The organism is Pseudoalteromonas sp. GB56 (assembly GCF_054923835.1).
This window is the reverse complement of record NZ_JBPCHK010000001.1, coordinates 2,085,780-2,100,506: the sequence shown is the minus strand read 5'-3', so window position 1 is coordinate 2,100,506 and position 14,727 is coordinate 2,085,780. Positions and strand designations below refer to the sequence as shown.

Genomic DNA, 14,727 nt, shown 5'->3' with positions numbered 1-14,727 from the left:
TTGAACGATTATCTTTTAATTTACTCGGTTATTAAGCCAAGTTGGGGTTTAAACTTGTTCTTTGGCGATGGCCAAAATCTTGCGCTTTGCGAACAAGAAGTGACGGCGTTTGCCGCCCATTTGTCGCCATAGCACCGCCGCACGAATACCTGCTAACAGTAGTGCACGAATGCGGTTTTGAATACTTGCTTGCTTTAATAATGCCGGTTGCCCAAACACCTGTATACGTTGCCCCAGTGGGCTAATGATACGTGCGTAGGTATCGGCAAACGCAGCGATGATTGATTCATCGAGTAACTCTAAATGGTCAAGCTTAGCTTTGGTTACATCGATATCACGACCCAAAGCCGAGAGTGCGTCAGGCTTTGATGCTAAGATCCGCTCTAGCTGCACCAAACCACCCACATATTTAACCAACTCGACGTTTTTTTCTGTGCCAGCTGATAATTGGCTGACTAACGCGCGGTAACCACTATTTAAATTACGGCGAGAGCCATAAATTTCGTCGATGTTTTTGGCGTCTGTGGCTAATAAAGACTCAAGTAACGGCTCAATTTCATGCTGCTGAGACTGGCCATACTTCGCTAATTTTTGCACTTGAATGGCAACTTGACACATTGCGGCCAACGCCATTACTTGGTTTGCATTCATATTATATGATCACCGAATCAATGATGCCGCCACCTAAACACACTTCACCATCGTAGAAAACGGCTGACTGACCTGGCGTAACCGCTTTTTGAGGCTCATCGAACAATACACGGGCTACGCCATCTTCACCCACTAATAAAGTACATGAGATATCTTCTTGACGATAACGAGTTTTGACTGACACTCTAGCAGTGCCCTTTGGACCAACTCTATCGACCCAATGTAATTGATTTGCGTATAGGCCATTGCTGTATAGGCGAGGGTTGTCTTTACCTTGTCCGACAACGAGAACATTACGTTCTATATCTTTATCGACAACATACCAGGGCTCACCAGAACCTTCTTTTAGACCACCAATATGCAGACCTTTACGTTGGCCAAGAGTATGATACATCAAGCCTTCGTGTTCACCCACTTCGTTGCCGTCTGTGTCTTCAATAATACCTGGTTGCGCAGGGAGGTAGCGCTGCAAGAAGTCTTTAAACTTACGCTCGCCGATAAAACAGATTCCCGTACTGTCTTTTTTATCGTGGGTTACTAAACCTTGCTGCTCAGCAATTTCGCGTACTTGTGGTTTTGGTAGCTCACCAACTGGGAAAAGTGTTTGACCAATATGTTCATGGCTTAACGTGTACAGGAAATAACTTTGGTCTTTGTTGTCGTCTTCACCGCGTAGCATAGCGAATTTACCATCACGCTCCTCGCGTCGTACATAGTGACCGGTAGCTATGTAATCTGCACCCAAGGCTTCGGCTGCGAACTCAAGAAAGGCTTTGAATTTGATTTCTTTATTACACATGATGTCTGGGTTCGGTGTTCTACCTGCCTTGTATTCTTCAAGGAAGTATTCAAACACGTTGTCCCAATATTCAGCTGCGAAGTTGACGGTATGCAATTCAATACCGAGTTTCTCGCAAACCATTTGAGCGTCTTTTAAATCTTCAGCCGCTGCGCAGTATTCATCGTTGTCGTCTTCTTCCCAGTTTTTCATGAACAGACCTTCAACTTGATAGCCTTGCTCTTTTAACAGGTAAGCGGATACGGATGAATCAACGCCGCCGGACATACCGACGATAACTTTTATTTGGCTGTTGTCGCTCATAAGATTTGAATTTCACATCACTTTGCTTCGAGGGCGCGAATTATATCACGCTTAAGCAAGGGCTTGAAGTGCGCTATTGACTCAAATAATCAAGACTTATCAACGGCCGCGATAATGAATCCTCAATACATTGCAGCACCAAGTGAGAACGCAGCGGAAAATCTCTAATTTCAGCCAAGTTGAGCCAATGCGTGGCGATAATGTCGTTGTCTTGTGGTATGCCGTGCTCAGGTGAGTCTAGCTCCGCATAGAAGCAAAACCGTAAATAATGAACACCGTTTTGTGCATACAAAGAGTATATCCCTACCAATCCTTGGAGCTGTGCACTGAGGCCTGTTTCCTCTTTTAATTCACGTAAACACGCATCAGCAATTGTTTCACCTTGTTCTAGATGCCCAGCCGGTTGGTTAAATACACGTTTTCCTGTGTATTTATCGTATTCTTCAACCAATAAATAGCGGTCATTATGTTTAAGTACGAGAGCGACTGTGACATTTGGCTTATGCATTAGCTGAAATTACCTTGTACTTGCCATTTTCTAAACCATCAAGATGATAGGGGCCGATACTGGCACGTATGAGTCTTAACGTTGGATAGCCTACATGGGCAGTCATCCTGCGTACTTGGCGATTTTTACCTTCACGAATACTGATCTCTAGCCAAGTAGTGGGGATGTTCTTGCGCTCTCGAATCGGCGGGTTACGTGCCCACAACGCAGTTGGCTCAGTAATAATCTTTACTTTAGCGGGCAGGGTGAGTCCGTCTTTCAACTCCACCCCTTTGCACAGCGATTCGATTGCTTCACTCGTTACACCACCTTCAACTTGAACCCAATATGTTTTATATGTCTTCTTTTTAGGATTTGCTAATTTGTGTTGTAGTTGACCACAGTTAGTAAGCAAAAGGAGGCCTTCCGAATCTCGGTCCAAGCGACCTGCAGCGTAGACATTTTTAATATCGATATAATCTGCCAATGTTGCTCGGTCATGATCGTCAGTGAATTGGCACAGCACATCAAATGGCTTATTAAATAGCACGATTTTTACGTCGTTTGGCGTAACACGAGGCTTCGTCGGTTTTCTTTTGTAGTGAGCAGCGCCACTGGGGCGGCGATTGTGACTGGGTTTTGAGTTTTTAGCGTTGTTTTTCATGAGTTCAGAAAATAAAAAAGGCACCCAATCGGATGCCTTTTTTGCAAATCGATACGATTACGCTAGTTTAGCAAGAATCGCATTGAATGTATCGCTAGGGCGCATTGCTTTGAATGCAAGCTCGTCATTTGGCTGATAATAACCGCCGATGTCCATGCTAGGACCTTGCGCATCATTTAATTCAGCAATGATGGTTTGCTCGTTTTCGCGAAGTAGGCTTGCAACCTCAGTGAAACGCGCTTTTAAGTCAGTATCAGCGTCTTGTGCTGCAAGTGCTTCTGCCCAGAATAGCGTAAGGAAGAAGTGACTGCCACGGTTATCAATCTCACCGACTTTACGTGATGGAGATTTATTTTCGTCAAGGAACTTCGCCGTTGCTTGGTCTAGTGTATCTGCAAGAACTTGTGCTTTTGCATTGTTAGTACGTGCACTCAGGTGCTCATATGAAGCCGCTAGCGCTAAGAACTCACCAAGAGAATCCCAACGTAGGTGGTTTTCTTTTTGGAACTGTTGTACGTGCTTAGGAGCACTGCCGCCAGCACCGGTTTCGAATAGGCCGCCGCCGTTCATCAGAGGAACGATTGAAAGCATTTTCGCACTTGTGCCCAGCTCAAGGATAGGGAACAAGTCAGTTAGGTAATCACGAAGTACGTTACCAGTTACTGAAATTGTGTCCTTGCCTTCTTTGATACGCTCAAGTGAATATTTAGTCGCTGCAATTGGGTCTAGAATCAAGATTTCTAGTCCGTCTGTATCATGCTGCGGCAAATAAGCATTTACTTTTTTGATTAGCTGAGCGTCATGCGCACGCTCTTCGTTTAACCAAAAAACTGCTGGTGTGTTCGTGGCGCGAGCACGATTAACAGCAAGCTTAACCCAGTCTTGGATCGGCGCATCTTTAACCTGACACATACGCCAGATGTCACCAGCATCAACATCATGTTCAATTAGTACGTTATCGTTTGCATCAACTACGCGCACTTTACCAGCACTCTTGATTTCAAACGTTTTGTCGTGTGAACCGTATTCTTCAGCTTTTTGTGCCATCAAACCGACGTTTGGTACGCTACCCATAGTGCTTGGGTTGAATGCGCCGTGTTCTTTACAGAATTCAACCGTTGCATCGTATACGCCTGAGTAGCTGCGATCAGGAATAACGAACGCAGTGTCTTGTAGTTGACCATCCGCATTCCACATTTGACCTGAAGAACGAATTGCAGCAGGCATTGATGCGTCGATGATAACGTCGCTTGGAACATGTAGGTTTGTGATACCACGATCTGAATCAACCATAGCAACACGAGGACGGCTCTCATAAACTGCTAGGATATCTGCTTCGATTTCTTTGCGTTTTGCTTCATCTAGGCCTTCGATGCGTGCGTAAACATCACCGATACCGTTATTGACATCAACACCTAGTTCAGCGAATAGCTCACCATGTTTTGCAAAAACGTCTTTGTAAAAAACTTTTACAGCGTGACCGAAGATGATTGGGTCAGACACCTTCATCATGGTCGCTTTCATGTGAAGTGAGAATAGAATGCCTTCTGCTTTAGCTGCATCAATTTGCTCAGCGATAAACGCTTGCAGCTTAGAAACACTCATGCGTGAACCATCGATGATCTCACCAGCAAGTAATTTTACTTCTGGTTTTAAAACGGTAGTCGTGCCAGTTGCATCGACATGTTCAATACGAACGCTCGTTGCACTGTCGACCGTTACCGATTTTTCAGAACCGAAGAAGTCACCGTCTTGCATTGATGATACGCGTGATTTCGAATCTTTGCTCCATGCACCCATTGAATGTGGGTTTTTGCGTGCGTAGGCTTTTACTGACGCTGGCGCACGACGGTCTGAATTACCCTCACGTAGAACTGGGTTTACAGCACTGCCTTTTACTTTGTCATAACGCGCTTTGATATCTTCTTCTTTTTCATCTTTAGGCTCGTCAGGGTAGTTTGGTAGCGCATAGCCTTGTGCTTGAAGCTCTTTGATTGCAGCTTTTAGCTGTGGGATCGAAGCACTGATGTTTGGAAGCTTAATGATGTTTGCTTCTGGCGTCTTAGCAAGTTCACCAAGTTCAGCAAGTGCGTCGCTGATGCGCTGGTCTTCATTTAGAAATTCTGGGAATACTGCGATGATACGGCCCGCGAGAGAAATATCGCGCGTTTCAACATCGATGCCGGCAACGCTTGAGTATGCTTCAATAACAGGAAGCAAGGAATAAGTAGCCAGTGCTGGCGCCTCATCAGTCTTAGTGTAAATGATTTTCGAGGTCATTTTATGTCCTAATTTATCGTTGTGTATTTCAGCGTGCTAGGACGAATCAATCCCAACAAACTGATATTTGCTGTCACTGCCATGCAGTTTACCAAGCAAAAGAGAAAAGCTCCATTCAACCTTAGGTTAGGGCGAGTGTAAAAATTTCAAGTTTAGTTTACAAAAAAGGAGAGAACTTTACGTAGGAATTTAAAATTATGATGAGCTAGATAAATCAAAGCGAGCTAGGTGCTCGCTCTTCGATGTAACAAAAACAGCTAGGCTGTCCTGCTGGTACGCAGTTCATTTTCCGTCAAACGACGTCAGAGCCGTCAGTAGGGGAAATGTTTGTGGCGTGAAGTCCTTTAGGACCCTGTTGCAGTTCGAAGGTTACATCTTGACCAGCTTTGAGTGTTTTGTATCCGTCCATGACTATGGTGGAGTAGTGCGCAAAAATATCATCTTCACTTCCTACTTCTTGGATAAAACCGAACCCTTTGGCGTTGTTGAACCACTTGACTTTTCCACAAGCCATACTTCTACATCCTTCTATAAGTTGACTAATTTAGTTAATCTAAACCTGATAGTTTGTTAGACTGCTCAATAGGTAGACAGCCTTGTTTGACTGTAGTTTATTTAATCAGTCAGTCAAGTGTTTTGTGCATTTTTTTAACAGTTTGTTTATTTTTGATTTCAGGGTTGCTTGAGATCCGTAAAAGAAGACTATATTTAGTTATGAGTGGAATGAAAGATTCAGGTGTTGTAGAGCGTAGCCGTGACGAACAGAGGGAAAAGTTACAGCCACCGCGTAAATACAAGGTGATTTTAAATAACGATGACTACACGCCGATGGATTTTGTTATTGAAGTTTTAATGACTTTCTTCAACATGGACAGTGAAAAGGCAACAGATGTGATGCTCAAGGTTCACCATGAAGGTAGAGCGGTGTGTGGTATCTATCCTGCAGATATTGCCCACACCAAAACTGAGCAAGTAAATCGTTTTGCCAGAGAGCATGAGCATCCACTGCTTTGCAGTTGTGAGCAGGAATAACGAGTATTTTAGTTTTAGGGGGTTGCCGATGCTAAACAAAGATTTAGAAATTACGTTAAATGAAGCGTTTAAAGAAGCCCGCACCCGCCGTCATGAGTTCATGACTGTTGAACATTTGTTGCTGGCATTATTGGATAACCCTTCGGCCAATGAGGCGCTCATTGCCTGTGGCGTTGACTTAAACGTATTACGCTCTGAGTTATCAGAGTTTATTGATGAAACCACTCCGGTAATTTCTGATTTAGAGCAAGAGCGAGAAACACAGCCAACACTTGGCTTTCAGCGCGTGCTTCAACGTGCAGTGTTCCACGTTCAATCTTCTGGTAAAAATGAAGTCACAGGCGTCAATGTGCTCGTGGCCATATTCTCTGAGCAAGAGAGTCAGGCTGTATACCTGCTCAAGAAAAATGATGTAAATCGTCTCGATATCGTTAATTTCATCTCTCATGGCATTTCTAGCACTGATGAAGACAGTGAACATATTGATGATCATGACGAAATTCCTGAAGAATTATCTTCGGAAGGCTCTGAAGAGCAAAACATTCTCGACAAGTACACTACTAACCTGAATATTCAATCTATAAACGGTCAGGTAGACCCGCTTATCGGTCGTGACCAAGAGGTTGAACGTACTATTCAGGTGCTCTGTCGCCGTAAAAAGAATAACCCACTGCTTGTTGGTGAAGCAGGGGTCGGTAAAACGGCGATAGCTGAGGGTTTAGCGTACCGAATTGTTAACAATGAAGTTCCGGAGGTTATAGCCGATGGCGTGGTTTACTCACTTGATATGGGCGCATTGTTAGCAGGTACAAAATATCGCGGCGATTTTGAAAAGCGTTTGAAAAGCTTACTTAAGCAATTGCAACAAGAGCCAGGCGCTATTCTCTTTATTGATGAAATCCATACTATCATTGGTGCAGGTGCCGCATCAGGCGGCGTAATGGATGCGTCAAACCTGATTAAACCATTGCTTTCAAGCGGTCAGTTACGTTGTATGGGCTCAACGACTTACAATGAGTTCAAGAATATTTTCGAAAAAGACAGAGCCTTGGTGCGCCGATTCCAAAAGATTGATATCAATGAGCCGAGTGTCGAAGATACAACCAAGATTCTAAACGGTTTAAAAGAGCGTTACGAAGAGCACCACGGTATTCGCTATACACAAAAAGCATTGCGTGCCGCTGCCGAGCTTAGCGCAAAATACATCAATGAACGACATCTTCCTGATAAGGCGATTGATGTCATTGACGAAGCAGGTGCAAACCAGCGTCTACAACCTGTGTCTAAGCGTAAGAAAACAATTAGCGTGTCTGATATAGAGCAGATCATCGCTAAAATCGCACGTATACCGCAGCAAAGCGTTTCTTCTTCAGATAAAGAAGTGCTCAAGAATCTCGATCGTAATCTAAAAATGCTGGTGTTTGGCCAAGATCAATCCATCGACGCATTGTCCTCAGCCATCCGCTTGTCACGTTCGGGATTAGCGAATGAAGATAAACCGGTAGGTTCTTTCTTGTTTGCTGGTCCAACAGGTGTAGGTAAAACAGAAGTAACCAAGCAACTTGCAAAATGCATGGGGATTGAGTTTTTACGATTTGACATGTCTGAATACATGGAGCGTCACGCTATTAGCCGCTTAATTGGTGCGCCGCCAGGATATGTGGGCTATGAACAAGGTGGGTTGTTGACTGATGCAGTCATTAAACATCCACATGCGGTGGTGCTACTTGATGAAATCGAAAAAGCGCACAGCGATATCTACAACATTCTATTGCAAGTCATGGATCACGGTACGTTAACGGATAACAACGGACGTAAAGCTGATTTTCGTAATGTGGTGCTGGTAATGACAACCAATGCGGGTGTTCAAGAGACTGTTAAAAATGCCATTGGGTTTGTTGATCAAGACACATCACACGATGCCCTTGGTGAGATCAATAAAGTGTTCTCTCCGGAGTTTAGGAACCGACTTGATAACATCATTTGGTTTAATCACTTAGATACCGAAATCATTATGCAAGTCGTTGATAAATTCCTTGTTGAATTACAAGCACAATTGGATAAGAAGTCGGTTAACCTTGAACTAAGTGATGCCGCGCGAAAATGGCTTGCCGATAAGGGCTATGACAAAGCGATGGGGGCACGACCTATGGCCCGCGTGATTCAAGAACAAGTTAAAAAGCCACTGGCTAATGAAATTTTGTTCGGCAGTCTCACAGACGGTGGTGATGTCAGAGTGGATGTCGATAAAAAGACGGACAAGCTCAGTTTTGATTTTGTGACACAGATGAGCCCAGCATAATTGGCTCTCTTGCCAAAAGCTAGATAACAAAAAGCCCAGCACTTGCTGGGCTTTTTGCTAAATCGGCTTAGCGTGCTAACAAATTAACGTGCACGGAAAACGATACGGCCTTTTGACAGATCGTAAGGCGTAAGTTCCACTGTTACTTTGTCGCCAGTTAAAATACGAATGTAGTTTTTACGCATTTTACCGGAAATGTGAGCCACAACAACGTGACCATTCTCAAGCTCTACACGGAACATTGTATTTGGCAAGGTTTCTAAAACCGTACCTTGCATTTCAATTACGTCTTCTTTCGCCATATCTAGCGTAACACCTCTGTGATAGTTAAACGCATGGGATTGTGCCGAAAAGCAAAGGATATGTAAAGCCAAGGCACGGAATTTGTCGATTTTACAGGCAAATTACATCTATCCATCGGTCGTTTTTCAATTGTTGAGCAGGTTGGAACTGCAACTTGTAGCGCATCTTTTTACATTCGTCGATTTGATAACCAAGATAGAGGTACTCTTTATTTGTTTTTTGAGCATGTTCTATTTGCTTCATGATCATGACGCTACCCAAACTCAAATGGGCATAGTCAGGGTCAAAAAATGTGTAAATGGCTGATAGAGCGTTATCCATAACGTCAGTTACTGCAACCGCGATTAATTTATCGCGCTGCCATAATTCTATGAAATGAATATGCATCCAGTTACAAAATAAGAAACTATCGTACTGAGAACGTTCGGGTGGATACATGGTTCCATCGCTGTGGCGCTCATCGATGTAACGCTCGTACAGGGCAAAGTATTCCGGTTTTTCTTTTTGGCTAACACTTACGCGATACTCTTTTGCTTTATTAAGCTTACGCTTTTGAGAGCGAGTAGGGGTAAAATCGTGCGCTAAGACGCGCACTGAAGAACAGGCATTACAGCTCGGGCAATGAGGGCGATAAATTTGCTCGCCACTGCGTCTAAAGCCCTGTTTTAAAAGTACTTCAAATCCTTGAGGACTATAACAGGCTGGGTCTAGGATCACCAGAAGCTGTTCTTCTCTATCACTGATATAGCTACACTGAAAACGCTGACTAAGGCCTATTTTAATAGGTAAATGTTGGGCCATAGGGATTCTCTAACTCACTTTTTTGCCAAAACGACAGGTCATACGCCTGAGTAGTATTATTTTTTAGTTTAGCTAAAAATTCATGCCTTGGTAGCGCTGTAGCACCAAGCTGACAGAGATAGGGGTTCATTAATTGGCAATCGATAAATGCTGCGTTGTGCTGTTTCAGTAATTCGACAAGTGCCCACATGGCAAGCTTTGAGCAATCTGTAACACGATGAAACATTGACTCACCGCAAAATACGCGTGACTGCATAATGCCATATAGGCCACCAGCGAGCTGGTTATCAACCCATACTTCGACACTGTGCGCGAGGCCTTCTTGATGAGCGTTGGTGTAGGCATGTTGCATAGCGTCTGTGATCCATGTGCCTTCTGTTTCCATGCGTTGCTCTTTACAAGAGGCGATAACATCTGCGAAACAGGTATTTACCGTAATACGAGGACGCAGTCGCTTTGCGGATTTACGCAGGCTTTTACTGGCATGGAAATGCTGAAGGTCAATAATGGCGCGCTCGCTAGGAGACCACCACATCAAAGGTTCACCTTCACTGTACCAAGGGAATATACCGTTTTGATAGGCTTGAGAGAGTCTCTGCACCGACAAACATCCACCAATAGCCAATAAGCCGTCTGGTTGCGTCAATGCAGTGTTAGGGTCTGGAAACCCTTCGGCAATAGTGCCAAGGTGATGTAAATATTGAGTCATAAAACAAAAGGGGCGTTACGCCCCTTCTAATTATTTTTGGCTGTCTAAGTAGCGCTCTGCATCAAGTGCCGCCATACAACCTGTACCGGCTGATGTAATTGCTTGACGATAAATGTGGTCAGATACGTCACCTGCCGCAAACACACCCTCAATGCTAGTTTGAGTCGCATTACCATTTAGGCCTGATTGAACAACAAGGTAGCCGTCTTTCATTTCTAACTGACCAACGAACATGTCCGTATTTGGCTTGTGGCCGATTGCAATAAATGCACCAGCTACATCCAACTCTTCAGTTGCACCTGACTGACTGTCTTTAATACGAATGCCTGTCACGCCCATTTCGTCACCGAGAACTTCGTCTAGCTCACGGTTCCAATGAATGGTTACGTTACCATTTTGTGCCTTTTCCATTAAGCGATCAGCAAGGATCTTTTCGCTACGGAAGCTATCACGGCGGTGGATTACATGAACCTCAGACGCAATATTTGAAAGGTATAGCGCTTCTTCAACAGCAGTATTACCGCCACCTACAACAGCAACTTTCTGGTTGCGGTAGAAGAAACCATCACAGGTTGCACAAGCTGATACACCACGACCTTGGAATGCAGTTTCTGATTCAAGACCCAAGTATTTAGCCGAAGCGCCCGTTGCGATGATCAGCGCGTCTGCCGTGTACATACCGCTGTCGCCTTTTAATTCAAATGGGCGAACATTTAAATTAACTTCGTTGATATGGTCAAACACGATTTCAGTTTCAAAACGCTCAGCGTGCTCTTTCATACGTTCCATTAGCGCAGGGCCAGTTAAGCCGTGTGCATCACCAGGCCAGTTTTCAACTTCTGTCGTCGTGGTTAACTGACCACCTTGTTGGATGCCGGTAACTAACACTGGGTTTAGGTTTGCACGTGCTGCATAAACTGCAGCTGTGTAACCCGCAGGACCAGAGCCAAGGATAAGTAATTTACAATGTTTGGCGCTCATAATACGTCTCAATTTATTTCATAGAATTTGGTTATGCGGGTGATTCTAAGAAAAACAACACATAAGTAAATATTTTTCCTAATTTTGAAATTGCACAAATTAGCTAGGTGTCAAAATAACTGTACTGTTTGTTTAAACAGCAAATAGCGACACGATAAACGTTATTTCATGACCTTAGATATTTTTTTTGCTATGTTCTAGGCAATTACAAACTCGTTAGCTGAGATATTCTCGCTGCGAAATAAGAAAAAAGGGCCTTATGTATTTTTGGCAATATCAAGCAGGCTATAGTCTGCAAGAGCAAGATATCGACATACTTCTTGATGCTCAAAGTTACCGTTCAACACTTTTAGAGCTTATTGCTAATGCGACTCATCGTATCTATATCACGGCACTTTATTTACAGGACGATGAAGCTGGGCGTGAAATTCTTGATGCCTTGCATCAAGCTTCGCTAAAAAATCCTGAACTTGATATAAAAGTACTTGTTGATTTTCATCGCGCGCAGCGTGGTTTGATTGGTGAAGCTCAAAGTGAAGGGAATGCTGCGTTATATTTACAGCGTTTGCAGCAGTACCAGAGTAATGTTGAAGTGTATGGCGTCCCTGTAAAAGCCAAGGAATTGTTTGGGGTTTTGCACCTTAAAGGTTTTGTTATTGATGACACCTTACTGTACAGCGGTGCTAGCCTAAACAATGTGTACTTACAATATGAAGAGCGTTATCGCTTAGACCGATATTTTCTTATTCGCCAACCCAAGCTGTGCGATGCCTTTGTTGAATTCACAAAGCAAACGTTAATCGCAAGTGACGCGGTACCGCGTTTAGATACGCGACCCATTCCAAAATATGTCGATATCAAGGGTGCTCATAAACAGCTAGTCAAAGCACTTAAGCGAGCGAGCTATAAAGTCAGTGATGACAAGTCAGAAAGTGGGCTGACTGTTCGCCCGTTCATCGGTCTTGGGCGTCGAAACAACAAACTTAATCGCCTTATCAAACAGCTTTTTGATATTACAGACCATGAGTTGGTTCTTTACACCCCATACTTTAATTTTCCAACACCATTATTGAGAGCACTGCGTCGTTTGTTACGCCAAGGCAAGCAAGTGACTATCGTGGTCGGCGATAAGACAGCAAATGATTTTTACATTCCACCTGAAGAGAAGTTTTCAAAAGTAGGGGCACTGCCGTATCTTTACGAAACGATTCTTGCCAAATTCCTTAAGAATCAACAGCGCTTTGTCGATAAAGGCAATTTAAATGTGTACTTGTGGAAACACGGCAAAAATTCGTTTCATTTAAAAGGCATTTGCTCAGATAACCGCTATCACTTACTCAGTGGCCATAATTTAAACCCGCGTGCATGGGGACTTGATGTTGAAAACGGTATTTTCATCGATGATAAAGCCGGGACGCTTATCGAGTCGATAGACAAAGAAAAGCAAACTATTTTGGACAACTGTATTCGTTTAAATAGTTACCAAGAATTACAGCAAGTCACCGACTATCCAGAGCCAGTGCAGAAGATTCTCGGAAAAGCTAAACGAGTGAAAGTCGATTTTATTATTAAGCGTTTTATTTAACGCTAACAATCACAATAAAAAAACCCGCCATCTAGGCGGGTTTTTCAATAATGAGACACTCGAATTAAAGCGTTTCAACAGCAGTGCGTGGGTCAACATATTCCATGTTGAAAGCTTCTGCTACTTCTTTGTAAGTTACTTTACCCTTGATCACGTTCAGACCTTCAAGGAAGTGCTTGTCTTCTAGAAGCGCTTGCTTGTAGCCTTTGTTCGCTAGTTTGATGATATAAGGCAGTGTTGCGTTGTTTAGTGCAAACGTTGAAGTACGTGGAACCGCTCCTGGCATGTTCGCAACACAGTAGTGAACAACTTCATCCACAATGTAAGTTGGCTCATCGTGAGTTGTCGGCTTAGAAGTAGCGATACAACCACCTTGGTCGATTGCTACGTCTACGATCGCCGCACCTGGCTTCATCCCTTTGATGTGCTCGGCAGTAACAAGCTTAGGCGCCGCTGCACCAGGAATTAATACGCCACCGATAACAAGGTCAGCTTCAAGTACGTGCTTCTCTAGGGCGTCAGCGGTAGAGTAGATTACTTTAGCTTGAGAGCCGAATTGTGCGTTAAGGCTACGTAGCACATCAATATTGCGGTCAAGAATGACAACGTCAGCACCTAGGCCTACAGCCATTTGCGCAGCGTTACGGCCAACCATACCACCACCGATAACCACTACTTTAGCTGGCTCCACACCTGGTACACCACCTAAAAGCATGCCGCGGCCGTGCTTTGATTTCTCAAGCGCTTGCGCACCAGCTTGGATAGACATACGGCCAGCAACTTCTGACATAGGAGCAAGAAGAGGAAGACCGCCTTTCGCGTCAGTCACTGTTTCGTAAGCGATACAGATAGCGCCACTTTTAACTAAGTCTTCAGTTTGTGGAAGATCAGGTGCTAAGTGTAAGTATGTGAATAGGATTTGATCTTCACGAAGCATTGCGCGCTCAACTGCTTGAGGCTCTTTCACTTTGATGATCATTTCTGCTTGAGCGAAAATTTCAGCAGCAGTTGGTAAAATTTTAGCACCAACTTCAATATAGTCTTCGTCCGTAAAACCGATGCCAAGACCCGCGTTTGTTTCAACGATAACTTCATGACCGTGGTTGATTAGCTCACGTGCGCTTGCTGGAATCATACCCACGCGGTATTCGTGGTTTTTAATCTCTTTTGGTACACCGATAATCATAAGTAACTATACCTTAAATTGAACAGGAAAATTTTTCACTATTGTACTCATGGTCAAATAGTGTGTCTCACTGATTTACGATATTCAGATAGTGTATTACACTTTATTAATCTCTAATTCAGTACAAATCACTAATAATCAAAATGCATCAGCAACTCGATAGAATCGACCGTAAAATTTTAGTCGAATTACAACGTGACGGGCGTATTTCCAATGTTGAACTAGCCAAACGTATTGGTCTGAGCGCCACACCGTGCCTAGAACGTGTGAAAAAGCTTGAGCGTGAAGGCTACATACGCGGCTATAAAGCCGTTGTCGACCCAGCAAAGTTAGGACAAGCACTATTAGTGTATGTTGAAGTAACGATTACAAAAACATCGCCTGATGTATTCGATGAGTTTAACCAAGCGGTAAAAAAACACGATGAAATAGTAGAGTGTCACCTAGTCTCCGGTAACTTCGACTTTTTGCTTAAAACACGGGTTACAGACATGTCAGAGTATCGTCAGGTCTTAGGCGATATATTACTTAAGCTACCCAATATTTCTGAGAGTCGAACCTACGTAGTGATGGAAGAGGTAAAAGGCGAAGAAGCGCTGATCATTCGACCACAAGTAACGGAGTAATATATACACACTGTTTTG

General features: G+C 43.7%; 15 protein-coding genes. 4 read left to right on the top strand and 11 right to left on the bottom strand.

What is annotated here, in order from left to right; all coding sequences use genetic code 11:
* Window positions 1–48: 48 nt before the first annotated feature.
* From hflD to cspD, 6 genes are all read right to left on the bottom strand, one after another.
* Window positions 49–651 carry a high frequency lysogenization protein HflD gene (hflD, locus tag ACH19P_RS09995; protein WP_462158415.1) on the bottom strand — a complete coding sequence of 201 codons (603 nt, stop codon included), beginning with the start codon at window positions 649–651 and terminating at the stop codon, window positions 49–51.
* A 1-nt stretch (window position 652) separates the two neighbouring features.
* Window positions 653–1,753, bottom strand: coding sequence for a tRNA 2-thiouridine(34) synthase MnmA (gene mnmA / locus ACH19P_RS09990; RefSeq protein ID WP_462158414.1), 1,101 nt, complete (start codon window positions 1,751–1,753; stop codon window positions 653–655).
* A 73-nt stretch (window positions 1,754–1,826) separates the two neighbouring features.
* Window positions 1,827–2,261, bottom strand: a complete 435-nt coding sequence (locus ACH19P_RS09985) for an NUDIX hydrolase (RefSeq protein WP_462158413.1) — start codon at window positions 2,259–2,261, stop codon at window positions 1,827–1,829.
* On the bottom strand, window positions 2,254–2,904 hold the full coding sequence (locus tag ACH19P_RS09980; RefSeq protein WP_462159339.1) for an rRNA large subunit pseudouridine synthase E: 651 nt from the start codon (window positions 2,902–2,904) through the stop codon (window positions 2,254–2,256). The genes ACH19P_RS09985 and ACH19P_RS09980 overlap by 8 nt, the downstream gene beginning before the upstream one ends.
* Before the next feature lie 57 nt (window positions 2,905–2,961).
* Window positions 2,962–5,184, bottom strand: coding sequence for an NADP-dependent isocitrate dehydrogenase (locus tag ACH19P_RS09975; RefSeq protein WP_462158412.1), 2,223 nt, complete (start codon window positions 5,182–5,184; stop codon window positions 2,962–2,964).
* Between the two features lie 292 nt (window positions 5,185–5,476).
* Entirely contained in the window at window positions 5,477–5,698 is a 222-nt protein-coding gene (gene cspD / locus ACH19P_RS09970) for a cold shock domain-containing protein CspD (RefSeq protein ID WP_462158411.1), read from the bottom strand.
* A gap of 209 nt (window positions 5,699–5,907) precedes the next feature.
* Between cspD and clpS the strand changes: the two genes are divergently transcribed.
* Together clpS and clpA are read left to right on the top strand one after the other, a co-directional pair.
* The gene (clpS, locus tag ACH19P_RS09965; RefSeq protein WP_440589688.1) at window positions 5,908–6,216 is read left to right on the top strand and encodes an ATP-dependent Clp protease adapter ClpS; all 309 of its coding nucleotides are present in this window, start codon (window positions 5,908–5,910) and stop codon (window positions 6,214–6,216) included.
* Between the two features lie 28 nt (window positions 6,217–6,244).
* Window positions 6,245–8,518 carry an ATP-dependent Clp protease ATP-binding subunit ClpA gene (gene clpA, locus ACH19P_RS09960; RefSeq protein WP_462158410.1) on the top strand — a complete coding sequence of 758 codons (2,274 nt, stop codon included), beginning with the start codon at window positions 6,245–6,247 and terminating at the stop codon, window positions 8,516–8,518.
* Between the two features lie 83 nt (window positions 8,519–8,601).
* Here clpA and infA read toward each other — a convergent pair whose 3' ends face one another.
* From infA to trxB, 4 genes are all read right to left on the bottom strand, one after another.
* A complete protein-coding gene (gene infA, locus ACH19P_RS09955) occupies window positions 8,602–8,820 on the bottom strand; it encodes a translation initiation factor IF-1 (RefSeq protein ID WP_023401681.1) in 219 nt (72 codons plus the stop codon).
* A gap of 91 nt (window positions 8,821–8,911) precedes the next feature.
* Window positions 8,912–9,622 carry an arginyltransferase gene (locus ACH19P_RS09950; RefSeq protein ID WP_462158409.1) on the bottom strand — a complete coding sequence of 237 codons (711 nt, stop codon included), beginning with the start codon at window positions 9,620–9,622 and terminating at the stop codon, window positions 8,912–8,914.
* On the bottom strand, window positions 9,600–10,331 hold the full coding sequence (gene aat, locus ACH19P_RS09945; RefSeq protein ID WP_462158408.1) for a leucyl/phenylalanyl-tRNA--protein transferase: 732 nt from the start codon (window positions 10,329–10,331) through the stop codon (window positions 9,600–9,602). The genes ACH19P_RS09950 and aat overlap by 23 nt, the downstream gene beginning before the upstream one ends.
* Before the next feature lie 30 nt (window positions 10,332–10,361).
* On the bottom strand, window positions 10,362–11,315 hold the full coding sequence (gene trxB, locus ACH19P_RS09940) for a thioredoxin-disulfide reductase (protein ID WP_462159338.1): 954 nt from the start codon (window positions 11,313–11,315) through the stop codon (window positions 10,362–10,364).
* Between the two features lie 256 nt (window positions 11,316–11,571).
* Between trxB and pssA the strand changes: the two genes are divergently transcribed.
* Window positions 11,572–12,897, top strand: coding sequence for a CDP-diacylglycerol--serine O-phosphatidyltransferase (pssA, locus tag ACH19P_RS09935; RefSeq protein ID WP_462158407.1), 1,326 nt, complete (start codon window positions 11,572–11,574; stop codon window positions 12,895–12,897).
* 64 nt (window positions 12,898–12,961) lie between these two features.
* Here the strand turns inward: pssA and ald are convergent, their stop codons facing one another.
* Entirely contained in the window at window positions 12,962–14,083 is a 1,122-nt protein-coding gene (ald, locus tag ACH19P_RS09930; protein ID WP_462158406.1) for an alanine dehydrogenase, read from the bottom strand.
* A gap of 143 nt (window positions 14,084–14,226) precedes the next feature.
* On the opposite strand from ald, the gene lrp reads away from it, so the two are divergent.
* A complete protein-coding gene (gene lrp / locus ACH19P_RS09925) occupies window positions 14,227–14,709 on the top strand; it encodes a leucine-responsive transcriptional regulator Lrp (RefSeq protein ID WP_462158405.1) in 483 nt (160 codons plus the stop codon).
* Window positions 14,710–14,727: the final 18 nt, after the last annotated feature.

Bases quoted from the DNA above. Each gene is read 5' to 3' on its own strand.
- hflD (WP_462158415.1), bottom strand. From the start codon at position 651: ATGAATGCAAACCAAGTAATGGCGTTGGCCGCAATGTGTCAAGTTGCC.
- mnmA (WP_462158414.1), bottom strand. From the start codon at position 1,753: ATGAGCGACAACAGCCAAATAAAAGTTATCGTCGGTATGTCCGGCGGC.
- ACH19P_RS09985 (WP_462158413.1), bottom strand. From the start codon at position 2,261: ATGCATAAGCCAAATGTCACAGTCGCTCTCGTACTTAAACATAATGAC.
- ACH19P_RS09980 (WP_462159339.1), bottom strand. From the start codon at position 2,904: ATGAAAAACAACGCTAAAAACTCAAAACCCAGTCACAATCGCCGCCCC.
- ACH19P_RS09975 (WP_462158412.1), bottom strand. From the start codon at position 5,184: ATGACCTCGAAAATCATTTACACTAAGACTGATGAGGCGCCAGCACTG.
- cspD (WP_462158411.1), bottom strand. From the start codon at position 5,698: ATGGCTTGTGGAAAAGTCAAGTGGTTCAACAACGCCAAAGGGTTCGGT.
- clpS (WP_440589688.1), top strand. From the start codon at position 5,908: ATGAAAGATTCAGGTGTTGTAGAGCGTAGCCGTGACGAACAGAGGGAA.
- clpA (WP_462158410.1), top strand. From the start codon at position 6,245: ATGCTAAACAAAGATTTAGAAATTACGTTAAATGAAGCGTTTAAAGAA.
- infA (WP_023401681.1), bottom strand. From the start codon at position 8,820: ATGGCGAAAGAAGACGTAATTGAAATGCAAGGTACGGTTTTAGAAACC.
- ACH19P_RS09950 (WP_462158409.1), bottom strand. From the start codon at position 9,622: ATGGCCCAACATTTACCTATTAAAATAGGCCTTAGTCAGCGTTTTCAG.
- aat (WP_462158408.1), bottom strand. From the start codon at position 10,331: ATGACTCAATATTTACATCACCTTGGCACTATTGCCGAAGGGTTTCCA.
- pssA (WP_462158407.1), top strand. From the start codon at position 11,572: ATGTATTTTTGGCAATATCAAGCAGGCTATAGTCTGCAAGAGCAAGAT.
- ald (WP_462158406.1), bottom strand. From the start codon at position 14,083: ATGATTATCGGTGTACCAAAAGAGATTAAAAACCACGAATACCGCGTG.
- lrp (WP_462158405.1), top strand. From the start codon at position 14,227: ATGCATCAGCAACTCGATAGAATCGACCGTAAAATTTTAGTCGAATTA.